The 22,846-nt window shown below is 72.2% G+C and carries 22 protein-coding genes; 12 read left to right on the top strand and 10 right to left on the bottom strand.

What is annotated here, in order from left to right; all coding sequences use genetic code 11:
- The coding region (gene purM / locus D8M35_RS01410; protein ID WP_126890193.1) for a phosphoribosylformylglycinamidine cyclo-ligase at window positions 1-1,090 on the bottom strand (1,090 nt) is incomplete at its 3' end.
- Between the two features lie 71 nt (window positions 1,091-1,161).
- Between purM and purF the strand changes: the two genes are divergently transcribed.
- Window positions 1,162-2,619, top strand: coding sequence for an amidophosphoribosyltransferase (gene purF, locus D8M35_RS01405; protein ID WP_126890192.1), 1,458 nt, complete (start codon window positions 1,162-1,164; stop codon window positions 2,617-2,619).
- Between the two features lie 85 nt (window positions 2,620-2,704).
- Here the strand turns inward: purF and D8M35_RS01400 are convergent, their stop codons facing one another.
- Complete coding sequence (locus D8M35_RS01400) at window positions 2,705-3,133, bottom strand: hypothetical protein (protein ID WP_126890191.1); 429 nt, start codon at window positions 3,131-3,133, stop codon at window positions 2,705-2,707.
- Window positions 3,134-3,335: 202 nt separating this feature from the next.
- Here D8M35_RS01400 and D8M35_RS01395 point away from each other — a divergent pair, with 202 nt between their 5' ends.
- Window positions 3,336-5,927 (top strand): LuxR C-terminal-related transcriptional regulator, encoded by a 2,592-nt coding sequence (locus D8M35_RS01395; RefSeq protein ID WP_126890190.1) that lies wholly within the window; start codon window positions 3,336-3,338, stop codon window positions 5,925-5,927.
- 302 nt (window positions 5,928-6,229) lie between these two features.
- Here the strand turns inward: D8M35_RS01395 and D8M35_RS01390 are convergent, their stop codons facing one another.
- Window positions 6,230-6,592 carry a sterol carrier family protein gene (locus D8M35_RS01390; RefSeq protein ID WP_126890189.1) on the bottom strand — a complete coding sequence of 121 codons (363 nt, stop codon included), beginning with the start codon at window positions 6,590-6,592 and terminating at the stop codon, window positions 6,230-6,232.
- A gap of 57 nt (window positions 6,593-6,649) precedes the next feature.
- On the opposite strand from D8M35_RS01390, the gene purD reads away from it, so the two are divergent.
- Window positions 6,650-7,918: a phosphoribosylamine--glycine ligase gene (gene purD, locus D8M35_RS01385; protein ID WP_126890188.1), complete on the top strand. Its 1,269-nt coding sequence runs from the start codon at window positions 6,650-6,652 to the stop codon at window positions 7,916-7,918.
- Window positions 7,915-8,784: a phosphoribosylaminoimidazolesuccinocarboxamide synthase gene (locus tag D8M35_RS01380; RefSeq protein ID WP_126890187.1), complete on the top strand. Its 870-nt coding sequence runs from the start codon at window positions 7,915-7,917 to the stop codon at window positions 8,782-8,784. Before purD ends, D8M35_RS01380 begins: the two co-directional genes overlap by 4 nt.
- A 244-nt stretch (window positions 8,785-9,028) precedes the next feature.
- Here the strand turns inward: D8M35_RS01380 and D8M35_RS01375 are convergent, their stop codons facing one another.
- Window positions 9,029-10,225, bottom strand: coding sequence for a PP2C family protein-serine/threonine phosphatase (locus tag D8M35_RS01375; protein ID WP_126890186.1), 1,197 nt, complete (start codon window positions 10,223-10,225; stop codon window positions 9,029-9,031).
- A gap of 145 nt (window positions 10,226-10,370) precedes the next feature.
- Here D8M35_RS01375 and D8M35_RS01370 point away from each other — a divergent pair, with 145 nt between their 5' ends.
- On the top strand, window positions 10,371-10,691 hold the full coding sequence (locus D8M35_RS01370; protein WP_126890185.1) for a hypothetical protein: 321 nt from the start codon (window positions 10,371-10,373) through the stop codon (window positions 10,689-10,691).
- A 69-nt stretch (window positions 10,692-10,760) separates the two neighbouring features.
- Here D8M35_RS01370 and lepB read toward each other — a convergent pair whose 3' ends face one another.
- Both lepB and D8M35_RS01360 read right to left on the bottom strand, forming a co-directional pair.
- Window positions 10,761-11,390 carry a signal peptidase I gene (lepB, locus tag D8M35_RS01365; protein WP_209679981.1) on the bottom strand — a complete coding sequence of 210 codons (630 nt, stop codon included), beginning with the start codon at window positions 11,388-11,390 and terminating at the stop codon, window positions 10,761-10,763.
- Window positions 11,387-11,911 (bottom strand): hypothetical protein, encoded by a 525-nt coding sequence (locus D8M35_RS01360; RefSeq protein ID WP_126890184.1) that lies wholly within the window; start codon window positions 11,909-11,911, stop codon window positions 11,387-11,389. The genes lepB and D8M35_RS01360 overlap by 4 nt, the downstream gene beginning before the upstream one ends.
- A gap of 109 nt (window positions 11,912-12,020) precedes the next feature.
- Between D8M35_RS01360 and D8M35_RS01355 the strand changes: the two genes are divergently transcribed.
- The 3 genes from D8M35_RS01355 (at window position 12,021) to D8M35_RS16490 (ending at window position 14,419) form a co-directional block, all read left to right on the top strand.
- Window positions 12,021-12,812, top strand: coding sequence for an SDR family oxidoreductase (locus D8M35_RS01355; RefSeq protein ID WP_126890183.1), 792 nt, complete (start codon window positions 12,021-12,023; stop codon window positions 12,810-12,812).
- 42 nt (window positions 12,813-12,854) lie between these two features.
- Entirely contained in the window at window positions 12,855-13,727 is an 873-nt protein-coding gene (locus D8M35_RS01350) for a VOC family protein (protein WP_126890198.1), read from the top strand.
- A 125-nt stretch (window positions 13,728-13,852) separates the two neighbouring features.
- Window positions 13,853-14,419 carry a GNAT family N-acetyltransferase gene (locus tag D8M35_RS16490; RefSeq protein WP_161972554.1) on the top strand — a complete coding sequence of 189 codons (567 nt, stop codon included), beginning with the start codon at window positions 13,853-13,855 and terminating at the stop codon, window positions 14,417-14,419.
- 134 nt (window positions 14,420-14,553) lie between these two features.
- Here the strand turns inward: D8M35_RS16490 and D8M35_RS01340 are convergent, their stop codons facing one another.
- Together D8M35_RS01340 and D8M35_RS01335 are read right to left on the bottom strand one after the other, a co-directional pair.
- Window positions 14,554-16,080 carry a catalase gene (locus D8M35_RS01340; RefSeq protein ID WP_126890181.1) on the bottom strand — a complete coding sequence of 509 codons (1,527 nt, stop codon included), beginning with the start codon at window positions 16,078-16,080 and terminating at the stop codon, window positions 14,554-14,556.
- A 113-nt stretch (window positions 16,081-16,193) separates the two neighbouring features.
- Window positions 16,194-16,637 carry a Fur family transcriptional regulator gene (locus D8M35_RS01335; protein WP_126890180.1) on the bottom strand — a complete coding sequence of 148 codons (444 nt, stop codon included), beginning with the start codon at window positions 16,635-16,637 and terminating at the stop codon, window positions 16,194-16,196.
- A 206-nt stretch (window positions 16,638-16,843) separates the two neighbouring features.
- Between D8M35_RS01335 and D8M35_RS01330 the strand changes: the two genes are divergently transcribed.
- Window positions 16,844-18,184 (top strand): acyltransferase, encoded by a 1,341-nt coding sequence (locus D8M35_RS01330; protein ID WP_126890179.1) that lies wholly within the window; start codon window positions 16,844-16,846, stop codon window positions 18,182-18,184.
- Between the two features lie 255 nt (window positions 18,185-18,439).
- A complete protein-coding gene (locus tag D8M35_RS01325; protein ID WP_238638044.1) occupies window positions 18,440-19,261 on the top strand; it encodes a cytochrome c oxidase assembly protein in 822 nt (273 codons plus the stop codon).
- Window positions 19,262-19,594: 333 nt separating this feature from the next.
- On the opposite strand, the gene D8M35_RS01320 is transcribed toward D8M35_RS01325, so the two are convergent.
- Both D8M35_RS01320 and D8M35_RS01315 read right to left on the bottom strand, forming a co-directional pair.
- Entirely contained in the window at window positions 19,595-21,139 is a 1,545-nt protein-coding gene (locus D8M35_RS01320; protein WP_126890178.1) for a DHA2 family efflux MFS transporter permease subunit, read from the bottom strand.
- Entirely contained in the window at window positions 21,136-21,744 is a 609-nt protein-coding gene (locus tag D8M35_RS01315; RefSeq protein ID WP_126890177.1) for a PadR family transcriptional regulator, read from the bottom strand. The genes D8M35_RS01320 and D8M35_RS01315 overlap by 4 nt, the downstream gene beginning before the upstream one ends.
- 146 nt (window positions 21,745-21,890) lie before the next feature.
- On the opposite strand from D8M35_RS01315, the gene purS reads away from it, so the two are divergent.
- Window positions 21,891-22,142, top strand: coding sequence for a phosphoribosylformylglycinamidine synthase subunit PurS (gene purS, locus D8M35_RS01310; RefSeq protein WP_066652126.1), 252 nt, complete (start codon window positions 21,891-21,893; stop codon window positions 22,140-22,142).
- Between the two features lie 5 nt (window positions 22,143-22,147).
- On the top strand, window positions 22,148-22,843 hold the full coding sequence (gene purQ, locus D8M35_RS01305) for a phosphoribosylformylglycinamidine synthase subunit PurQ (RefSeq protein ID WP_066657734.1): 696 nt from the start codon (window positions 22,148-22,150) through the stop codon (window positions 22,841-22,843).
- The last annotated feature ends 3 nt before the right edge of the window (window positions 22,844-22,846 follow it).

Here is a 22,846-nt window from a genome sequence, read left to right as displayed (position 1 = left end):
AGGAACCGACGAGCCGGACCGCGCCGCCGTCGACGCCCTTGGCACCCTGCTCGAACCCGTCCAACTCGCGCGCCGAGGTCGACACGGTGCCGACCGTCCACGCGGGCAGCCCGGCGGCACGCAGGTCCTCGAGCACCGCCGACGCCGAGGCCGCGTCCACGACGGCGAACATCCCGATTCCGAGGTTCCACGTGCCCTCGGTGTCCTCGACCGGCGTCCCCGCCATGTCCGCGAGCACCCGGAACACCGTCGGGGGCGTCCACGTCGAACGGTCGACCTCGACCCAGGTGCCGACGGGCAGCACGCGCGCCAGGTTCGCGGCGATGCCACCGCCCGTCACGTGGGAGAGCGAGTGGACGACACCGGGTCGGGCGTCGAGCAGGTCGAGCAGCGGCGCGGTGTACAGGCGGGTGGGCTCGAGCAGGGCCTCGCCCACGGAGACGCCCGCGCCGAACTCCGGCAGCTGGTCGGTGTAGCCGATGCCCTTGCCGGACAAGATGTGCCGCACGAGCGAGTACCCGTTCGAGTGCAGCCCGGACGACTCGATCGCGACGACGACGTCACCGTCCTGCACCAGGTGCGCACCGAGCTGCCGGCCGGCCTCGACGACACCGGTCGCGGCACCGGCCACGTCGTAGTCGTCCGGCCCGAGCAGCCCCGGGTGCTCGGCGGTCTCGCCGCCGACGAGCGCGGTCCCGGTCGCCGAGCAGCCGCGGGCGATGCCGGCGACGATGTCGGCGATGCGGTTCGGCACGACGCGGCCGCAGGCGATGTAGTCCGTCATGAAGAGCGGCTTCGCACCGACCACGACGATGTCGTCGACGACCATCCCGACCAGGTCCTGGCCGATGGTGTCGTGCTTGTCGATCGCCTGCGCGATGGCGACCTTCGTGCCGACGCCGTCGGTCGAGGTGGCGAGCAACGGTCGCGCGTAGTCCTTCAGGAACGAGACGTCGTAGAGCCCTGCGAAGCCACCGACGCCACCGAGCACGGAGGCGTTGTGCGTCGCCGAGACGGCGGACTTCATGAGCTCGACGGCCAGGTCACCGGCGGCGGTGTCGACGCCGGCGGCAGCGTACGGGTTCGGCATGCGTGGTCCTCCGCGGAGCATGGCAGACTTGTTCGGTACCACCCGATCCTACGGTCTGGAGCACTCCGCGAATGTGCGGCATCGTCGGCCTCGTTGCGCAGGGGCCCGTCAACCAATCCATCTACGACGCCCTGTTGCTCCTGCAGCACCGGGGCCAGGACTCGACGGGCATCGCCACGGTCGAGGGTCGCGTCCACCACATGCACAAGACCCGTGGGCACGTCCGCGAAGCATTCCGCACCCGTGACATGCGTGCCCTGCTCGGCACCATGGGCCTCGGGCACGTCCGGTACGCCACGAAGGGTGCCGCGAGCAACGAGGAAGAAGCCCAGCCGTTCTACGTGAACGCGCCCTACGGCATCGTGCTCGTCCACAACGGCAACCTCACGAACACCCGCGAGCTCACCCGCGAGCTGTTCGACATCGACCGCCGTCACCTGAACACCACGAGCGACACCGAGCTGCTGGTGAACGTCCTGGCGCACGAGCTGCAGGGCCAGGTCCGTGGCAGCGAGCTCGACGCCGGTCAGGTGTTCGACGCCGTCGAGCGTGTGCACGAGCGCGTCGAGGGCTCCTACGCGACGATCGCGACGATCGCGGGGCACGGCCTGCTGGCGTTCCGCGACCCGTACGGCATCCGACCGCTGATCCTCGGGCACAAGTTCGACGAGGCCGGGCAGCCGGAGTGGGTCGTCGCGAGCGAGTCGCTCGTGCTCGAGTCGGGCGGCTACGAGATCGTCCGGGACATCGCCCCGGGCGAGGCTGTCTTCATCGAGATGAACGGCCAGATGCACGCCCGGCAGTGCGCGAAGGACCCGCGTCTGGTGCCGTGCTCGTTCGAGTACGTCTACCTCGCACGTCCCGACTCCGTGATGAACGGCATCTCGGTGTACGACGCCCGCCTCCGCCTCGGCAACCGCCTGGCGGACACGATCGCGCAGTACGCCCCGACCGGGGACATCGACGTGGTGATGCCGATCCCGGACTCGTCGCGCCCCGCCGCCATGCAGGTCGCGCAGAAGCTCGGCATCGACTACCGCGAGGGCTTCTTCAAGAACCGCTACGTCGGCCGCACGTTCATCATGCCCGGGCAGGCCGAGCGCAAGCGTTCGGTGCGCCAGAAGCTCAACGCGATGTCGTCCGAGTTCAAGGGCAAGAACATCCTGATCGTCGACGACTCGATCGTCCGCGGCACCACGAGCCGCGAGATCGTCGAGATGGCCCGTGCCGCCGGTGCGAACGAGGTCACGTTCACGAGCGCCGCTCCCCCGGTCCGCTACCCGCACGTGTACGGCATCAACATGCCGACGCGCGCGGAGCTCATCGCGCACGACCGGAAGATCCCGGAGATCAACCGCGTGCTCGGCAGCGACCACCTCATCTACCAGGAGGTCGCGGACATGCGTGACGCGATCATCGAGGGCTCGGACGTCACCGACCTCGAGATGAGCTGCTTCACCGGCGAGTACGTCACCGGCACGGTGAGCCCGGAGTACCTGTCGTGGGTGGAGGCGAACCAGCTCAGCTGAGTCGCGTCCCGACGCGCCACGCATCGAACGGGAGGCCCGGTACCAGCTGGTACCGGGCCTCCCGTCCGTCGTGTGGTGGCGACCGTCAGCAGTCGGTGCGCTCCACGGGTCCGCTCGCGTCGCCGTGCTCCTCGACCTCGCCGTCGACGGTCTCCTCCGCCGGCTCGACCTCGACGCGCTCCGCCGTCAGGCGGGCGGCGCGGCGGGCGAACACCCGGTCGAGCACGATCGCCACGACGGCACCCACGAAGGCGCCGATCGTGACGCCCCAGAGCGAGAAGTAGCCGACCAGCGTGCCGAAGTCGGCGTCCTGCTGGTCGCCGCGGTCGATGTCCATGGTGAGCGTCACGACGAGCAGCGTCGCGAGGAAGCCGAGCACCGCGCCGCCGACGATGAACACGCCGAACTTCGGTGCGCGTCGGATGGTGACCTCGTCCGGCGAGCTGACGGCGCTCGGAGCCGGCGTCGCGGCCGGCGCTGCCGGGCGGTCTTCGGGTCGGTCGGTGTCGCTCACCAGACCATTGTCCCCCACTGTGGGAGGTGCCGCGGCCTGTTGCTCGTCGGCCGATCCAGGGCATGATGTCCCTACCGGTCGGTATCCACGGAACGCATCCCGTCGGACTCCGACCGCCCGGTCGAGGACGATGTCGGAGCCCGGGAACGGGATCCGCGAGCCGGGGGGAGCAGGCGGACGACCAGGAGCGGGAGGTGACGGGGTGCACGAGCAGTCCATCCGCGGGCGTCGCCGGACCCGCACGCCCGGACGTGTGCCGTGGCCGATCGTGCAGCGCCGCGAGGAGGACCGCGCGGTCTCCGTCGTCGCCGAGCACCGCTGGAGCGTCGCGATCGTCGGCGCACCCGGCCTCGGCAAGACCTCCACGGCCGCCCGCGTGACCGACCGGGTCGCCCGCCGCGACACCACCGGTCGCACCGTCGTGGTGCCGATCACCGCGGTCGCCGCCGGCCGGTCGATGCCGTTCGGTGCCGTCGCGGACCGGTTCGGCGAGCTGCCGGCCGCCCTCGCGGACCTGGTCGACGACGCCTCGGCCGCGCAGCGGTTGCGCGACACGCACGACCTGGCCGACCGCGACGTCGTGCTGCGCGTCGACGACGCCGACCACCTCGACGCAATCTCGGCGCGCTACGTCGCCTGGCTCGTCCGTGACCAAGGTGCGCGCCTCGTGCTGACCTGCCGCGACTTCACCGCGCTGTCGGACCCGCTCCGCGCGCTGTGGCAGGACGACCTGCTCGAGCGCATCGACCTCGCACCGCTCGACCTGCACGAGACGGGCGAGGTCGTCGCGCAGGCACTCGGCGCGCAGCTCGAGACCGCCTCGACCGAGCGCGTGCACCGGGCGACGGCCGGCAACCCGCTGTACCTGCGCGAGGTGGTCCGCGCCGCACTGACGTCCGGGGCGCTCGACCAGACCGCGACGGGCTGGTACTGGCGCGGTCGGGTGACCGCGTCGAACAGCCTGGCCGACATGTACCGCACGGAGCTCGGCGCGCTGCCCGAGGACCTCCGCGACGTCGTCGACATCGTCGCGCTCGCCGACCCGATCCCGCTCGCCCGCCTGCTCGGCCTGGTGTCCGGCGGTGACGTCGACCGGGTCGTCGCGCTCGGGCTGGTCGCCGTCGACTCCGCCGAGGACGGCACGAGCATCGTCCGGCCGTCGCACCCGCTCGTGGGCGAGGTCGTCCGTGGGCTCGTCCCGGTCGCTCGGCGCACGGCGCTGTTCGCCCGGGCCAACGCCTTCCGGACCACCCGGCCCGAGGGTGCGCCGCCCGCCGCTCGGCTCCGCGCCGCGCTCTGGTCGCTCGAGTGCGGTGTGCTCCCCCCGGTCGGCCAGCTGCTCGACGCCACGCAGGTCGCCGTCCGGCTGCAGGAGCACGAGAGCGCCGTCGCCCTGGCCTCCGCTGCACTCCGCACCGCGCTCACGGCCACCGAGCGGGTCACCGCACACTGCCTGCGGTCGATCGCGCACTCGTACAGCACCGGTCGCGAGGCCGGTCGGGTCGACGCCGAGGCCGCGTGGGACCTCGCCCGGAAGCGCGCCGGCGAGATCGACGACGCCGTCGTGGTCGAGGCGTGCGAGACGCTGGCGAACATCCGCCAGTTCCACGACGACGACGTCGACGCCGCGGTGGCGCTGACCGAGGCGCTGATGCCGCTGGTCGGACCGGAGACGGCCGAGCACGTGCGGCTGCTCCGGCTCGCCCACCTGGGGTGGGGCGGTCGGTTCGCCGGGGTCCGCGAGGAGATCGAGCGGTCCCGCATCCTGCAGCAGCCGACGGTCCCGGTGTCGTTCCTCTGCATCGCGCCCTGCGTGACGATGGCCCTCGCGACCGAGGGCCGACTCGAGGAGGCCGCTGCCTTCGCCCGTCGCGCGATCGCCACGGCCGTCGAGCACGTCGAGGCCGCTCCCTGGGGTGTCGGCGAGAACGTCTCGGTGCTCCACCAGGTGCAGGTGTGGCGCGGGGACATGGCCGACCTGGTCACCGAGATCCCGGTCCGGCGCGGGAGCCCGTTCCTGAAGTACGACTTCACGCTCGAGCTCATCGGGCTCGGCAACCACGCGATCGGGCAGCGCCGGTGGGACGACGCGATCGCCGCGTTCTCCGCCGCGTGCGAGCGCTACGACGTGGCCGACCACGGCGGGTTCGCGGCGTACCCCTGGGCCCGCCTGGCCATGGCGTACGCCTACGCCGGCGACGCGGAACGCGCTGCCGAGGCCCTCGAGCGCGCCCGCACGACACCGGGCCGTGCCATGCGGATCACCGGCGAGCAGGTCGCGGTGTCGATCGCCTGGACCGAGACCGTGCTCGGGAACCCGGCGGGGCTGCGGCACGCCGACGAGATCATCGAGCGCAGCACCCGTGACGGGTCCTGGCTGCACGTCATGTACGCGACGACGCAGTACTACACGCACGACATGACGACCGGACGGGACGCCACCGCGTCGCTCGTCCGCATGCGTGAGGCCGCTGTCCGGGTCGACGGGCCCCTCGCCGCGGCGGTCGTCGAGTACGCGGACGCCGTGCTCGCCGACGACCGGACGCGGATCGTGGCGGCGCAGGGGGTGCTCGCGTCGCACGGCATGGCGGTGTCCGCCGGCCGGGTCCGTCCGCCGCTGACGAACCGGGAGTACGAGGTCGCCGAGCTGGCCGCGCAGGGCCTGAGCAACCGACGGATCGCGGAGATGCTGAGCCTGAGCGTCCGGACGGTCGACGCGCACATGTCGCGGATCTTCGCGAAGTGGGACGTGCACGCCCGGTCGGAGCTCGTCGAACTGCTCGGTGCCCGCTGAACGGGCCGACTCCCCGCCGCAGAACCTGACGTCCGATCAGGAAAGGTCCCCGAAGGGACCACGATCGTTGCGGTTTGCAGCACGACTCGCCGCACCGGTTGACAACGAACGCAGTATGTCGCGTACCTTTGACCCTGTCGCCGGGTTCGGACCCGTTCGGGTCGGGTCCGAATCCCGGCGGCTTCAACGCTACGCGGCGGCTCCTCCCGATCACATCGGTAGGACCTACCTAAGTCAGTGAGCCAGGCTGCACGACCGCGCCGGCTCGACCGTCAGGCCGCCAGGTGTCAGGCCGCCAGGTGTCAGGCCGCGGTCCGGACCGGCAGGAACGCCGTCAGGTCCGCGCGCGACCCGGACGCACTGACCCGTGCCGCTGCGAGGGCCTCGTCCCACCGCAGCTCCCCCTGCGCCAGGGCCAACCACGTCACGGCGTCGGTCTCCACCACGTTCGGTGGTGTCCCGCGGGTGTGCCGCGGCCCGGGCACGGCCTGCACCGCGGCGAACGGCGGGACGCGGACCTCGACGCTGTTCCCGGGGACGTCGTCGGCCAGCCGCTGCAGGGTCCAGCGCACGGCCGTCGCGACGTCCGACCGGACCGACGACCCCGCACGGACGGCCGCGAGCGCGGCGCGCCCCTCGGCGTCCTCGATCCTCCTCGGCGGCATGTCCCCAGGCTAGCCCTCGCATCGCGGGCGGCGTGTCGCGCTCGGTAGGCTTGCCGCGTGCGAATCCTCGTCCTCGGTTCCGGTGCCCGCGAGCACGCGATCATCACGGCCCTCCTCGCGGAGCAGGCCGGACACGTCATCACGGCAGCACCCGGCAACGCCGGCATCGCCGCCGACGTCGAGACCGTGTCGCTCGACCCCACGAACGGCGAACTGGTCGCCGAGTACGCGATCGAGAACGGCGTCGAGCTCGTCGTCGTCGGGCCCGAGGCACCGCTCATCGCCGGCGTCGCCGACCCCCTCCGGACGCGGGGCATCCCGGTGTTCGGGCCGAGCCGGGCCGCCGCGCAGCTCGAGGGGTCGAAGGCGTTCGCCAAGCGCATCATGTCCGAGGCCGGGGTCCCGACCGGGCGCCCGGTCTCCGCCGGCACCGTCGACGAGGCAGTCGCCGCGATCGACGAGCTCGGCGCTCCGCACGTGGTCAAGGCCGACGGGCTCGCCGCGGGCAAGGGCGTCCTGGTGACGGAGGACCGCCAGGCGGCGATCGACCACGCCACCTACTGGCTGCAGCACGGCCGCGTCGTGGTCGAGGAGTTCCTCGACGGCGAAGAGGTCTCGCTGTTCTTCCTGAGCGACGGCCACGACGTCCGTGCACTCAGCCCCGCGCAGGACCACAAGCGCCTGGGCGACGGCGACACGGGGCCGAACACCGGTGGCATGGGTGCCTACTCCCCGCTGCCGTGGCTCGCCGACCGGTGGGAGTCCGAACAGGCCTTCGTCGCCGAGGTCACCGAGCTCGTCGCGCTCCCCACCGTCCGTCGGCTCGAGCACGAGGGCACGCCCTTCATCGGCCTGCTCTACTGCGGGCTCATCGTGACCGAGCAGGGCGTGCGCGTGATCGAGTTCAACGCTCGCTTCGGCGACCCGGAGACCCAGGTGGTGCTCCCCCGGCTGACCACGCCGCTCAGCGCCCTGCTCACGGCAGCGGCGACCGGCCAGCTCGCGTCGGCGCCGCAGCCGACGTTCAGCGACGACGTCGCGGTCACGGTGGTGCTCGCGAGCGAGGGCTACCCGGAGAACCCGCACACCGGTCGGGTCATCACCGGCATCGATGCCGCCGCAGCGCGCGAGGGCGTGTCCGTGGCGCACGCGGCGACCGCCGTGCTCGACGACGACCTGGTCGCGACCGGCGGCCGCGTGCTGAGCGTCGTCGCGACCGGCGCCGACTTCGCCCAGGCCCGCGAGCGCGCCTACGCCGGGGTCGGCGACATCGCGCTCGAGGGCGCGCAGTACCGCACCGACATCGCCGCGAAGGTCGCCCGGTGACCGCCGCACCGGAGCTGCCCGGCTGGCGGCACGTCTCGTCCGGCAAGGTCCGCGAGCTCTACGTGCCGGCCGGTGTCGACGACGTCGCGAGCGCGTCCGAGCTGCTGCTCGTCGCCTCCGACCGGGTCAGCGCCTACGACTTCGCGCTCGAGCCCCCGATCCCCGGCAAGGGCGAGCTCCTGACGCGGCTGTCGCGGTTCTGGTTCGACCGGATCGCCGACGTCCCGAACCACCTGGTGGCGCCGGGCACGGGCGGCACCGCGGTCCCCGACTCCGTGGCCGCCCGGTCCATGCACGTGCTCCCGCTCGACATGTTCCCGGTCGAGTGCGTCGTCCGGGGGTACCTGGTCGGCAGCGGTTGGGCGGAGTACCGCGAGACGCAGAGCGTGTGCGGCGTCCCCCTGCCCGCCGGGCTCTCCGAGGGCGACCGGCTGCCCGAGCCGATCTACACGCCGGCGTACAAGGCGCCGCAGGGCGAGCACGACGAGAACATCTCCTTCGAGCAGACCGTCGAGCTCGTCGGGCGCGAGGACGCCGAGGCCCTCCGCGAGCTCTCGCTGCGCGTCTACGGCGAGGCAGCGGTGATCGCCCGGGAGCACGACGTCGTCATCGCCGACACCAAGTTCGAGTTCGGACGCGATGCGGACGGCACGATCCGGATCGCGGACGAGGTCCTGACCAGCGACTCGAGTCGCTACTGGGACGCCCGTTCCGGCAACCGCACGGACTCGTTCGACAAGCAGATCGTGCGCGACTGGCTCAGCGCGAACTGGGACCGCCAGGGCACGCCACCGGTGTTGCCGCAGGAGATCGTCGACCGCACGGCGGCGCGCTACGCGGAGCTCATCGAGCGCCTCGGCGCCTGACCGCGACGTCGGCAGACCTCGCCGGTCGGACGGATCGCGGATCGGCGTGTGCTCGGCCGGGCCGTGCGATCACCGGTCGCACCCCGGTACGGACGTCGCATCCCGTCACGTCGGGGTGCGACGTCCGCAGCGGGGCGCGACGCGACCATCTGACGGTCGGGAGGCGCGTGGCGGGGCCGCCCTGCGCCTCCCGTCCGTCGGCCCGTTCCGTCCGTTCGCGTGGCGGGGCCGTCAGCCTCGCGCGTCAGTCGCGGACGAGCACCACGACCGTCAGGTCGTCACCGGGGTCGTGCTCGAGCGCCCGGGCGCGCACCCGGGCGAGGAACGCGTCGATGTCGGGCTCCTCGCGCCACAGGGCCCCGAGCCGCGAGAGCGACGTCAGGGTCGAGTCCCAGAGCTCGAGCGCGCCGTCGCTGACGATCACGAGCACGTCGCCGGGCTCGAGCTCGAGCGACCCGGAGGACCGAGCGAAGCCCGCGGGGTGCAGGCCGATCGGCAGGTCGTTCGACAGGAGCGTCCGCTCGCGGCCGTCGGCGCGCATCTGCAGCACGAGCCCGTGGCCGGCGTCGACGAAGTCCATGCGGCCGCTGGCTGCGTCGAGCCGACCGTGGAACATCGTCGAGAACGACTCGGCGCGGCCGAGGTCCGGCCCCACCTGCTCGTCGAGCGCGGCGACGACGCGCTCCGGGTCCTCCGCCGGCCGAGCGAGCAGGGCACCGCGGATCGTCGCGGCCAGCAGCCCGGCGGACATCCCCTTGCCCATCACGTCGGCGACGGTCAGGTGCAGGGCGTCGCCGACCAGGTGCCACTCGTGCAGGTCACCGGAGACCACCCCGTGCGGGACGGACATGCCGCCGATCCGGTAGCCGGGCACGGTCACCGGCGTCGGCTGCAACCCGGCGAGGACGCCGCGGAGCCGGTCCTCGTCGGCGCCGGTGGCGAGTTCGCGCTCCGCCCAGACGCCGAGTTCCTCGAGCAGCGCCAGGTCGTCGGCCTCGAGCGTGCGGGGCTGCGGGTCGACGAGGCAGAGCGTGCCGACCTTGACGGCGTCGTCGCCGACGCGGAGCGGGACGCCCGCGTAGAAGCGGACGTTCGGGTCCTCGACCACCATCGGCATGTCCGCGTACCGGTCGTCGGCGCGGGCGTCCGGGACGACCACCGGTCCGGCCTGGTCGAGCGTGCGACCGCAGAAGGTGTCCTGCAGCGGGATGGTCGGGCCGAACACGGCGTCGCTCTGCTGCGACTTGATGGTGAGGACGTCGGTGCCCGCGAGGTTGAGGAAGGAGCCCGAGACGCCGAACGCCTCGCGGGCGATGCGGGTGATGCGCTCGAAGCGTTCCTCGGGCCCGCTGTCGACGACGTCGAGCGCGGCGACGAGGGCAGCGCGGCGCACGGCGTCTGGTGCTGATCCGGTGGAGGTCGGTGAGGTCCCCTGGTGCATGCCGTCCACGGTACTGGTCCCACCCGGCAGCGCCCCTCCCCAGAACGGTGGACCCGGAGAGTGGAACCAGGACGGCGGACGCGGGACGGTGGGCCCAGGGCGACCGTGTCGGGTGGCCTCGCCGGACGCGCGTACCCTCGGCACGGTGATCCGTCGTGTCCCGCTCGTGCTCGCCCTCGGCGCCGCTGCCGCACTCTCGCTGACGGGCTGCGGCGCCCACGACTCGACCGGGCAGATCTCGGTGACCGTGTCGTCGAACGCGGGCGAGCGCCCGTACGAGGTGGAGGTCTTCGCCTCGACCGGCAAGCTGTCCGAGCACCAGCGGGTGTTCCCCGGGGGCACCGCGGACTTCGCCGGCGTCCCGCTCGGCGACGTCACCGTGCGTGCGGGGAACCTGTGCCCGGTCCGGACGACTGTGTCGAACGACGACGTGGCGCGGGTGACGCTCACCACGACCGGCTGCTGACCGGACGCGACCCACCCGGTCACCGCGGTCGGGCACCCTCACCCGGTCACCGCGGGTAGGCCCACCCCGTCACCGCGGGTCGGGCACCGCGTCCCACTCGTCGCCGTACCGCCCGAGCACACCCCACCGCGTGACCGGCCACGTCACGACGAACGCCCGCCCGACGACGTCCGCCGTCGGCACGGTCCCGTGGATGCGCGAGTCGGCGGACTCGTACCGGTTGTCGCCCATCACCCAGACGTGACCGGCCGGCACGGTGACGTCGAAGTCCTCCGCCGACACGCGGGTCACGTCGGCTGGCCGCACCACGTAGGGCTCGTCCACCGCGTGCCCGTTCACCGACAGACGCCCCTGCGCGTCGCAGCACGACACCGTGTCCCCGGGCAGCCCGATCACCCGCTTGATGAGGTCGTCGCCCTGCTCGCTGGTCAACCACCCGCCCGGGTCGCGGAACACCACGACGTCCCCCCGCCGGAGCGGCACGGCGCCCGGCACGAGCTCGTTCACCAGCACGTTGTCCCCGATGAGCAGCGTCCGCTCCATCGACCCGGAGGGGATCGAGAACGCCCGCACCAGGTAGGCCTTCACCAGGAACGACGCCAGCAGCGCCACGACCACGATGATCGCCAGGTCGCGCAGGAACCGCCACCCGGACCGTGCAGGCCGTTCGGCGCGGGACTCGTCGGTCTGCTCGCTCAATGCGTCAACACCACCTTCACCAGGCCGATCACGAAGGCCAGGGCGGCCAGGACGATGCCGCCCCAGAGCCCGAGGAACGTCGGACGCCGCCCGCTGAACCGCTGCAGGAACACCCCGACCATCCCGATGCGGACGACGAGGATGACGATCGCCGCCGTCTGCGCCCACTGCGTCGGCAACCAGCCCGCCCACGCCACGGCGTAGAGCACCGCGGGGATCAGACCGGAGGTCGCGATCGGGTTCGCGTCGCGCAGGATCGCCCCGATCGTCTCCCGGTGCTCGGCGTCGTCCCCCGTGTCACCGATGGTGTGCGCGACGAGGTGCGACAGGACGTGCGCCAGGTACGTCAGCACCGCCGTCGCGAGCACCGTCAGCACCGCCGCCCCGTGCTCGATCTGCTCCGGTCCCACCGCGATCGCGACGGCGAGCACGGTGATGTTGCCGTAGATGTACGACGACATGCGGTCGCGCAGGCGGTCGACGGGGAACGTCGCCGGGTCGGGTCGGCGGGAGGGCGGCATCCTCCCATCCTGGCCCTGCGCCGCCGTGCCGTGCCGTCAGGACACCGGGTGCGATGCCATCCTGGTCGGGCGGCGCACCGAGGCGCCGACCGGACGGGAGGCACGACCCATGACCGCCAGACAACCCACCAGCAGACCGCTCGCCCTGGTGACCGGTGTCGGTCGCCGCGCCGGTATCGGTGCCGCGATCGCCGCACGGCTCGCCTCCGACGGCTGGGACCTCGCGATCTCCTGGTGGGGACCGTACGACGAGCGCGTGCACGGCGGAGCCGACCCGGACGGGGTGGACGCGGTCATCGCAGAGGCCGAACGTGCGGGGGCGCGGGTGACGCGCCTCCCGGTCGACCTGGCCGACCCGGCACAGGCGGCCGCGCTCGTCGGCCGCGCCGAGGCGGAGGCGGGTGCCCCCGTGACCGCCGTCGTGATGTCGCACTGCGAGTCGGTCGACTCGGACTTCGCGACCACGACAGTCGAGTCCTTCGACCGGCACCTCGCGGTGAACGTCCGCGCACCGTTCCTCGTCGTGCAGGCGTACGCGCGGCGCCTCCGCGAGGGTGCCGCCGCGCCGGAGGACCGTCGGCGGATCGTGGCGCTCACCAGCGACCACGTCGGGTACAACCTGCCGTACGGCACGAGCAAGGGCGCCCTCGACCGCTTGATCGTCGGGGCAGCCATCGAGCTCGGCGACGTCCGGGTCAGCGCGAACCTCGTCAACCCGGGCCCGAACGACACGGGCTGGATGACCGAGGAGATCCGCGAGGCCGCGGTCGCCCAGACCCCGCTCGGACGGCCGTCGATGCCGACCGACACGGCTGCGCTCGTCGGCTTCCTGCTCGGGCCGGACGGCGGGTGGGTGAACGGGCAGCTGCTGAAGACGGACGGCGGGTTCAGCGCGAAGTGACGTTTGGTTGACGCGTCAACCATTCCGGCGCACACTGGGGGCATGCACACGCAGGACCTGCTCGCAGCCGACACAGGGATGGGCGCCGTCACGCTCCGGGTCGCCGATCTCGACACGATGGTCGCCTACTACCGCGACGGCGTCGGTCTGGCGGTGCTGACGAACACGGGCGGCACCGCGGTGCTCGGCCGCGGGACGACCCCGATCGTCGTCCTCGAGCACGCCCCCGCGATGCGGCACGCCGCGCCGCACGAGGCCGGGCTCTTCCACACCGCGATCCTGTTCGACACGCAGGCCGACCTGGCGGCGGCGCTGTACTCCGTCGCGACGAAGTACCCGCAGACGTTCACGGGCAGCGCGGACCACCTCGTGAGCAACGCGTTCTACTTCACCGATCCCGAGGGGAACGGCGTCGAGCTGTACTGGGACCGCGACCGCACCGAGTGGTCGTGGACGCACGGCATGGTCGACATGGCGACGATCTACGTCGACCCGAACGCCTTCGTGCAGGAACACCTGACCTCCTCGGCGCTCGAGTCGGCCAGCACGCGCCCCGGCCGTGTCGGGCACGTGCACCTGTCCGTCGGCGACGTCGCGACCGCGAAGGCGTTCTACGTCGACCGGCTCGGCTTCGCGACCACCGCGGCGATGGGCGACCAGGCGCTGTTCGTCAGCGCTGGCGGGTACCACCACCACATGGCGATGAACACGTGGAACTCCCGCGGAGCCGGGCGACGGCAGCAGGCCCTCGGGCTCGGGCTCGTGCGGATCGAGGTGCCGGGGACGGACGACCTCGGCGCGCTCGTGGCGCGGATGCACGACACCGGGGTGCAGACCGCCGACGACGGCCGGACCGTGGCGTTCGAGGACCCCTGGGCGAACCGCATCGAGGTCACGGCGCCCGGTCGCGGCTGAGCGGGCCGCTGTCCGAGACTCGGGCTGAGCGACACCTCTCGGGCTCGGTGGCACGAGGACTGTCGCTGCGCGCGAGACTCGGCCTGCCCTGCCGCACGTGCAGGGGGACCCGGCAGGATGGGACCGTGAGCGAAGACATCCGGTGGGAGGTGGTCGAGGAGAGCGCCCTGACGCTCCCCGACCACGAGGCGATCGCAGCGATGCTCGGGCAGGCGTTCCCGAGCTGGTCGCACTGGTACGTGGGCGGCCGTGACTACGCCGGCATGCAGCCCGAGCGCCGGGTGGTCGGCTGGGGTGCGGACGGCACGGTCCTCGCACACGTCGGGATCCGCCGCATGTTCGTCACGGTCGGCGGGCAGGACGTCCTCGTCGGCGACACCGGCATCGTCGCCGTCTCGCCGAAGCTGCAGGGCACCGGCGTCGGCCGGGAGCTCCTCGTCCGCACCCGCGCCGTCCTCGAGGGACTCCGCGTGCCCTACGGCTTCCTCGGTGCCGGCGAGGACCGCATCCCCTTCTACGCACACATGGGCTGGCACGAGCTCGACGGGGCCGTCGGCACGTTCTCGGCCTTCACGGCCGACGGGGTCGGCGTCAACGAGACCGAGCAGGGCGGCTGGATGGTCCTGCCGGTCGAGGCGCAGCTGGAGGACTGGCCGACCGGCGAGATCATGCTCAACGGCCAACAGGTCTAGACGAGAGGACCGGGCCCCGCCACCAGCCGGGCGAGACCAGGCGCAACGGCCAACAGGTCTAGGAAGCACTGAATGACGGACGGGAGGCCCGGTACCAGCTGGTACCGGGCCTCCCGTCCGTCAGGTGGTGGCGACTACGCCTCGACCGCGACCTTCTCCGGGTCCTCGTTCGAACCGGGCGCGCTCGGCGCGACCGCGGCGCGCACGCGCGCACCCAGGTCGGCGTCGACGCTCGTCCAGTAGGCGAACACGCGCTCGCGCAGGTCGTCGCGCGTCACCTTCGAGACGTGCCCGGCGATGTTGCCGACCAGGCGCTCACGAGCAGCGTCGTCGAGGACCTCGCGGTAGAGCGTGCCCGCCTGGCCGAAGTCGTCGTCCTCCGGGTGCAGCGTCGCAGCGGAGCGCTGCAGCGCGCCGTCGGACTCCCAGCCCGGGACGTCGTCCGTGGCGGTCGGGTCGGCGTGCGCGCCGCCCTGGGTGTTCGGCGCGTACACCGGCACCTCGGCCTTCTGGAAGTCGAAGCGCATGGCGCCGTCCTTCGAGTACGAGTGGACCTCGTTCTTCGGGGCGTTCACCGGCAGCTGCGCGTGGTTCGTGCCGACGCGGTAGCGCTGCGCGTCCGCGTAGCTGAAGATGCGCGCGAGGAGCATCTTGTCCGGGCTCGCCGCGATGCCGGGCACGAAGTTCGACGGCGCGAACGCGGCCTGCTCGATCTGCGCGAAGTAGTTCTCCGGGTTGCGGTTGAGCTCCATCGTGCCGACCTCGATGAGCGGGTAGTCCGCGTGCGGCCACACCTTCGTCAGGTCGAACGGGTTGAAGCGGTAGCCCTCGGCGTCGGCGTAGGGCATGACCTGCACCTTGAGGACCCACTTCGGGAAGTCCTGGCGCTCGATGGCCTCGTAGAGGTCGCGGATGTGGAAGTCGGCGTCCTCGCCGGCGATGCGGTCGGCGTCCTCCTGCGTCAGGGTCTTGTGGCCCTGCTGCGTCTCGAAGTGGTACTTCACCCAGAAGCGCTCACCCTCGGCGTTGATCCACTGGTAGGTGTGCGAGCTGAAGCCGTCCATGTGGCGCCAGCTGGACGGGAGGCCCCGGTCGCCCATGAGCCACGTCACCTGGTGCGCCGACTCCGGGGAGAGGGTCCAGAAGTCCCACTGCATGTCGTGGTTCCGGAGGTGGCTGCCCGGCAGGCGCTTCTGCGAGCGGATGAAGTCCGGGAACTTGATGCCGTCGCGGATGAAGAAGACCGGGGTGTTGTTGCCGACGAGGTCGTAGTTGCCCTCCTCGGTGTAGAACTTCAGCGCGAAGCCACGGGGGTCGCGCCAGGTGTCCGGGGAGCCCTGCTCGCCGGCGACGCTCGAGAAGCGGGCGAGCATCTCGGTCTGCTTGCCCGGCTGCAGGAACGCGGCGCGGGTGTACTGGGACACGTCGTGCGTGACGGTGAAGGTACCGAACGCACCGCCGCCCTTGGCGTGGACGACCCGCTCCGGGACGCGCTCGCGGTTGAACTGGGCGAGCTTCTCGACCAGGTAGTGGTCGTGCAGGGCGAGGGGGCCGTCGGCGCCGACACCCATCGAGTGCTGGTCGCTCGAGACGGGGGCGCCGGAGTTGGTCGTCGTGGTGGGGGTGCCGGCGGGGCCGGTGGGCGTGTTCTGGTCGGACACGGTTCCTCCTCAGGTGGAACGGTTGGTTCGGTCAGGGTGGTTCGGGTTGCTCGTGGGGCGCGTCGGGTGGTCGTGGCGCGCGGGGTCGTCGGGTCCGCAGGGGCCCGTCGAGGTCAGGCGGTGACGGCCTCGACGTCGTCGCGTTCCGCTGCTGCGCAACGCTCGCAGATGCCCCAGTAGGTGACCTCGGCGGTGGTGACCGCGAACCCGTGGGTCTCCGACGGCGTGAGGCACGGGGCGTGGCCGACCGCGCAGTCGACGTCCTCGACCGCGCCGCACATCGTGCAGACGATGTGGTGGTGGTTGTCCCCGGTGCGCCGTTCGTACCGGGCAGGGCTGCCGGCGGGCTCGATGCGGCGGACCAGTCCAGCCCCGGTCAGCGCGCCGAGGACCCCGTAGACGGCCTGGTGACTCGTCGTCGGGAGCTCGGCCGAGACCGCGGTGAGGATGTCGTCCGCGGTGGCGTGCGGCATCGCCCCGGAGGCACGCAGGACCGCCAGCCGCGGCGTCGTCACCCGCAGGCCGGCGGCCCGGAGCAGGTCGGCGTCGGCGTCCATCGGTCTCTTTCTCTTGCATCGGTCAAGACAAGCTCCACCGTACACCGTCGTCGGGTCGGAGCCCAGGGCGGTGGTGGACTGCGCGTGTCGGAGCGCCATGGCTCCGTCCGCTGGTGCATTCCGCTGCCGGCATGCGATGTGTCACGATCCGGTCGCGATCCGCTGGGACGACGCTGATCCCCGCGGTCCGGCGCTAGCGTCACGGCATGTCCACGAAGCAGGGGCCTTCGTCGCGGATGCATTCCGTGCCGGCCGACAGCGCTCAGGACGTCCGGGGGATCATCGCGCAGCGGGACCTGGTCGTCGACCTCATCCGGACGGCGTGCGTCGTCCTCGTCGTCGTCGTGCACGTCACGATGGTCGGTGTGGCGGTGTCGCCCGACGGCATCGGCGTGACGAGCCCCCTGCAGGACGCGGCCTGGTACGTCCCCGCGACCTGGGTGGGGCAGGTCATGCCGCTGTTCTTCGCCGTCGGTGGCTTCGCGAGCGCGGTCGGCTGGCGCAACACACTCGCCCGGGGCGGGGGCGCGCGCGACTTCGTGGCGACCCGGCTCGTGCGGCTCTTCCGCCCGGCGGTCCCGCTGTTCGCCGTGCTCGCGGTCGGTCTCGGGATCGCGACCGCACTCGGCACCCCGGCAGAGCTCCTCGCCGAGGTCGCCGTCGGCATCGGCTCACCGCTCTGGTTCCTCGCCGCGTACGGCATCACGCAGTGCTGCGTGCCCGTGATGGCACGCCTGCACGAACGGGCACCGTTCCGCACGCTCGGCGTCCTGCTGCTCCTCGCAGCGGCAGTCGATGCGCTCCGGTTCGCGACGGGGACCGCCGAGGTCGGGCTCCTCAACCTCGGTCCGGTGTGGCTGTTCGCGCAGCAGCTGGGGTTCCTCTGGGCCGACGGCTGGTTCGCCCGTCGCTCGAAGGTGCTGCTCGCGGTGGTCGCCCTCGCCGGCTACGCCCTCCTCGTCCCCCTGACGTCGGTCGGGCTCTGGGCGCCGGACATGCTGCAGGACCTCAACCCGCCGATGCTCCCGTTGGCGCTGCTCGCGGTCTCGCAGGTCTGCCTCGTGCAGCTCGTGCACCGACCCCTTACCCGGCTGATGCAGACCCGACCGACGCAGGCGGCGGTGTTCGTGCTCGGCCGGGACGGCATGGCGGTCTACCTCTGGCACCTGCCGCTCTACATCGCGCTGAACGGGGTCGCGCTGGTGCTCGCGGTGCCGTTCCCCGAGCCCGGTTCGGTGTCCTGGTGGGCGACGCGGCCGATCGCGCTCGTCGTCGTGCTGGCCGCGGCGATCGGTGTGGCCAGGGCACTGCGCCGGTGGGACCGTCCGCTCCCCCGGTTGTCGGACGGGACCGACCGGCCGGGGTGGCCCGTCGTGGCCGCTGCTGCCGTCTGCACGATCGGCCCGGCGTTCGTCGTGATGCAGTGGCACCTGTCGTTCGGCGTCGCGGTCCTCGGTGCGGTCGCCGTGCCGATCGGCGTGTGGCTGCTCGGACGGACCAGGCCCGCCGGGGTCGCTCCGGCAGCCGGGCGGACCACCCACAGCTGAGTCGATCCTCACCGCTGCCGCCCGTCAGCGCGGTCGTCGCGGGGGTCGAGGGGCGGAGGATGACGGTGCCGGCCCGTCTCGCGTTCCCGGCCCGTCCGGCTCGCCCTGCGCGTCCGGCCCGTCCGGCCCGCTCTGCGCGTCCGGCCTGGCCGGCCCGTCTCGCGCGTCCGGCCCGTCCCGCTCGCGACCAGGAGGCACCCCACGCCCGAACCCGCCGAGTTCTGGAGCACCTGGCAGGTCGATCCCCTGGCCGCGGTGCTGCTGGCGATCGCCGCGGTGACCTACGGCTGGTGGCTCGTCGGGGCTCGACGCCGCGGGGCCCGGTGGTCCACCTGGCGGTCCCTGTCGTTCCTGGTCGCACTGCTGCTCTTCGCCGTGCTCCAGTTCGGCGTCGTCGGCCGGTACGACCAGGAGCTCCGGTGGGCCTTCACGCTCCGGCTCGCGCTGCTGTTCTTCGCGGTGCCGACCTTCGCCGCGCTGGCCGCCCCGGTGTCGCTGCTGCGGCTCGGCGGCCCGGCACGGTGGTCCGCCGCCGCTGACCGGGCCATGCACTCGCGGCCGGTCCGGGTGCTCGGCAACGCGATCGTCGCCCCCGTGGTCGGCCTCGTGCTGTTCGCGGTGCTGCTCACCCCACTGTCGGCGGTCGTCCGCGAGTCGGGGGTCTGGGCAGCGCTCATCACCGTGCTCGTGCCGGCGCTCGGGTTCACGGTGCTCGGGCCGCTGTCCGAGCCGGGGGTCCTGCGGAGTTCGACCTTCGTGACGGTCGAGTTCCTGCTCGCCTTCGTGGAGCTGCTGCTCGACGCGGTTCCCGGCATCGTGCTCCGGGTGTCGAACCACGTGCTCGACGGGTCGCTCGTGCACGCCGTCGGGCAGTCGTGGTTCCCGTCGCCCCTGCGCGACCAGCACCTGGCGGGCGACCTGCTGTGGTTCATCGCCGAGGTCGCCGACGTCCCGGTCCTCGTGATGCTGTTCGTGCGGTGGCAACGGACGGACCGCCGCGAGGCCCGCTCGGTCGACGCCCTGTCCGACGAGGAGATGGCCGAGCTGACCCGGGCGCACCTGCAGCGCCGGGGGTGAGCGGGGCCGGCGGCGTGCGGCGCGCGGCGCGGCCGGCGTGCGCGGCGTGCGGCGTGTAGGGCCGTCGGTCTGCGGCGCGGTCGTACGACAGATGCGCTGTCGTACGACGACGATCCTGTCGCACCAGTCCCCGCCGTTCCGCGCTCTTCCGCCCTGGGCGGCAAGAACGACAGATGCGCTGTCGTACGACAGCGGTCGTGTCGTTCTGCATCGGCACAACGCGGACGGCTGCCCCACACGAGCAAGCCGCATGACCGACACACGAGCGGACCCCGGCGCCGCTCGACCGAGCGGGACCGGGGTCCACCGTGTGACGACGTCAGCGCAGCAGCGTCAGCGCGCCGCGGCCTCGGGCTCGGCCGCGTCCGGCTGCGTCTCGACCGCCCCGGTCTGCTTCCACGCTGTCGTCTGCTTCGGCTTCGCCAGGAACAGCGCCGCGACGATGGCCGCCACGAGCACCACGGCCGGCAGCACGAGCGACTGCCCCATCGCCGTGGCGAACGGCTGCTGCAGGAACTCGGGCAGCGCTCCGACCTGCTGCTCCGCGCCGCCCGAGCCCGTGCCCGCACCGGACGGGAAGTTCGCCGTGATGCGCGCCTCGATCAGCGCAGCGATACCGGCAGAGCCGAGCACCGCACCGATCTGCCGCGTGGTGTTGTAGACGCCCGACCCGGCACCCGCGAGCGCCGGCGGCAGGTTGCGCGTGGCCGACACCGAGAGCGGACCCCACATGCAGGCGTTGGCGAGCCCGAGGAGCGCGCTCGGCAGCAACGTCCAGCCCCAGCCGGCACCCGACCAGAGCAGGGCGCCGAACCAGAACAGCCCGCCGGAGAAGCACGCGAGGCCGAACGAGCCGACCCACCGCGGGTTCCACTTGTTGAGGTTCTTGCCGACGAGCGGTGCGAGCGCGGCGGACAGCACGGCCTGCGGCACGAGCAGCAGCGCGGCCTGGGTCGGCGAGAAGCGCAGCACGTCCTGCGCCCAGAGCATGATCGGCAGCGCGAACGACGAGATCGCCACGCCGACCGCCGTGATGGCGATGTTCGCGAGCGTGAAGTTGCGGTCCTTGAAGAGGCCGAGCGGCAGCAGCGGCTCGCCCTTCTGCACGCCCTGCCACACCACGAAGGCGGCGAGCACGACGATGCCGGTGATGATCAGCGACCACACCGAGATCGGCCCCGTGATGGTGCCCCAGTCGTAGGTCTCGCCCTCCTGGATGCCGAAGACGAGCAGGAACATGCCGACGGCGCTGAGCACGATGCCCAGGTAGTCGAACCGGTGTCCGTGCCGCTCGAAGCGAGGGACGAAGCGCTGTGCGAGCACGAACGCGACGACACCGACGGGGACGTTGACGAAGAAGATCCACTCCCAGCCGAAGCCGTCGACGAGCAGCCCGCCGACGATCGGCCCGACCAGCGAGGCGACACCGGCGACGGCGCCCCACAGGCCCATGGCTGCACCGCGGTTCTGCGGCGGGAAGATGCGCGTGATGACCGCCATCGTCTGCGGGGTCATCATCGCGGCACCGAGGCCTTGCACGACGCGGGCGACGATGAGCACCTCGATGGAACCGGCCAGACCGCACCACAGGCTCGCGAGGGTGAACACCACGAGCCCCGCCTGGTACAGCACCTTCGGGCCGAAGCGGTCACCGAGCCGCCCGGTGATGAGCAGCGGCACGGCGTAGGCGAGCAGGTACGCGCTGGTGACCCAGATCACGGCGTTGATGTCGGCGTCGAGCGCCTGGGCGATGGTGGGCGTCGCGACCGACACGATGGTCGAGTCGACGAGGATCATGAAGAAGCCGACGACGAGTGCCCAGAGCGCGGGCCACGGCTTCTGCCCGTGCTGCAGGTCGGCGGACGTGGTGGAGGTCATCGAGTGGAGTCCTGGTCCTTCTGTGGTGCTGGGTCGGGGACGGCGGGGCCGTCCCAGGGGATGTCGCCGCTCGCGATGCGGTCGGCGGTGGCGGTCAGCCACTCGATCTGCGCGGTGAGCATGCCACGGACGTACGACACGTCGAGCCAGTAGCGCTCGGCGAGCTGCTTGGCCTGGAGGCCCGTGGCGGCTTCGTCGTACCCCGCGCGTTCCGCACGGAGCGCCTCGGCGCGGGCGCGCAGCGCGGTCGCCGCATCCGTCGCGGTCAGGTTGTCGACGTGGGAGACCGCGAGCTGGAACTCGGGGTACTCGTCGGCGGGCTCGGCGATCATGCGCCGGAGCCCGGCGTCGAGCTCCGCACGGCCGTGGTCGGTGATGGCGTACGTGGTGCGCTCGGGCCGGTTGCCCTCGCGCGCGGTCCCGAGGGCCTCGGCGTACCCGAGGTCCACGAGCCGCCCGATCTGGTGGTAGAGCGTGCTCGGCCGGACCTTCACGTTCTGGTCCTCGTGCCGGTGGAGCATCGTCTGGAACATCTCGTACGGGTGCATGGGCGCCTCTGCGAGCAGGCCGAGCGCGGCGAACGCGAGGGGCGTGAGTGACGCCATCCGTGCCTCCAGACCGTGTTCCCGAGCGATTATTCGACTTGGAACATACGCTTTCGACGACTTCTCCACAAGCGGCCCGGCGCGCCGCGCGCGGCCCGTAGACTGGTGCCGTCCCACCCAACCCACCCAAGCGCTGGAGTGAACACGTGCCAACCATCGTCGTCGAGGTCATGCCCAAGGCAGAGATCCTCGACCCCCAGGGCAAGGCGGTGGGCAACGCCCTCGCCCGTCTCGGCAAGGCCGACCTGACCGACGTCCGCATCGGCAAGCGCTTCGAGATCGCCGTCGACGGCCCGGTCGACGACGCGAAGCTGGCCGAGGTCCGCGACATCGCGGCCGACGTCTTCTCGAACGCCGTGATCGAGGACGTCGTGTCCGTCACCGTGCAGGACGCGTGACGCGGATGCGCATCGGCGTCATCACGTTCCCGGGCTCGCTCGACGACCGCGACGCCCAGCGTGCGGTCCGCCTGGCGGGAGCCGACCCCGTCGCGCTCTGGCACGGCGACCACGACCTGCAGGGGGTCGACGCGATCGTGCTCCCCGGCGGGTTCTCGTACGGCGACTACCTCCGTGCCGGCGCCATCGCGGCGAAGGCCCCGATCATGGCCGAGGTCATCGACGCCGCCGGCAAGGGGATGCCCGTGCTCGGCATCTGCAACGGGTTCCAGATGCTCGCCGAGGCCCGCCTCGTACCGGGCGCGCACACCCGCAACGCGCACCAGCAGTTCATCCGCCGCGACCAGAAGCTCCGGGTCGAGACCGCCGGCACCGCCTGGACCTCCGGGTTCAGCGCCGGGCAGGAGATCACGATCCCGCTCAAGAACGCCGACGGCCGCTTCGTCGCCGACGCCGACGAGATCAAGCGCATCGAGGACAACGGCCAGGTCGTGTTCCGCTACGTCGGCGTGAACCCGAACGGGTCGATCGACGACATCGCCGGCGTCTCGAACGAGCGCGGCAACGTCGTCGGGCTCATGCCGCACCCCGAGCACGCGACGGAGCCCGGCTTCGGCCCGGACACCCCCGCGGCGATGGCCTCCGGCACGGACGGCCTCACCTTCTTCACCTCCGTGATCGAGTCGACGCTCGTCAAGTGACGA

Origin of the sequence: Curtobacterium sp. HSID17257 (genome assembly GCF_003989515.1) — a bacterium.
Taxonomy (GTDB): domain Bacteria; phylum Actinomycetota; class Actinomycetes; order Actinomycetales; family Microbacteriaceae; genus Curtobacterium.
This window is presented reverse-complemented; position numbering and strand designations above follow the sequence as displayed.

Excerpts from the sequence above, each read along its gene's own strand:
- D8M35_RS01390 (WP_126890189.1), bottom strand. The coding sequence starts at position 6,592 with ATGCCGCCGAGGAGGATCGAGGACGCCGAGGGGCGCGCCGCGCTCGCG.
- D8M35_RS01320 (WP_126890178.1), bottom strand. The coding sequence starts at position 21,139 with ATGACCTCCACCACGTCCGCCGACCTGCAGCACGGGCAGAAGCCGTGG.
- purQ (WP_066657734.1), top strand. The coding sequence starts at position 22,148 with ATGCGCATCGGCGTCATCACGTTCCCGGGCTCGCTCGACGACCGCGAC.
- D8M35_RS01360 (WP_126890184.1), bottom strand. The coding sequence starts at position 11,911 with ATGCCGCCCTCCCGCCGACCCGACCCGGCGACGTTCCCCGTCGACCGC.
- D8M35_RS01350 (WP_126890198.1), top strand. The coding sequence starts at position 12,855 with ATGCACACGCAGGACCTGCTCGCAGCCGACACAGGGATGGGCGCCGTC.
- D8M35_RS01375 (WP_126890186.1), bottom strand. The coding sequence starts at position 10,225 with ATGCACCAGGGGACCTCACCGACCTCCACCGGATCAGCACCAGACGCC.
- D8M35_RS01335 (WP_126890180.1), bottom strand. The coding sequence starts at position 16,637 with ATGGACGCCGACGCCGACCTGCTCCGGGCCGCCGGCCTGCGGGTGACG.
- purF (WP_126890192.1), top strand. The coding sequence starts at position 1,162 with ATGTGCGGCATCGTCGGCCTCGTTGCGCAGGGGCCCGTCAACCAATCC.
- D8M35_RS01330 (WP_126890179.1), top strand. The coding sequence starts at position 16,844 with ATGTCCACGAAGCAGGGGCCTTCGTCGCGGATGCATTCCGTGCCGGCC.
- D8M35_RS01355 (WP_126890183.1), top strand. The coding sequence starts at position 12,021 with ATGACCGCCAGACAACCCACCAGCAGACCGCTCGCCCTGGTGACCGGT.
- D8M35_RS01315 (WP_126890177.1), bottom strand. The coding sequence starts at position 21,744 with ATGGCGTCACTCACGCCCCTCGCGTTCGCCGCGCTCGGCCTGCTCGCA.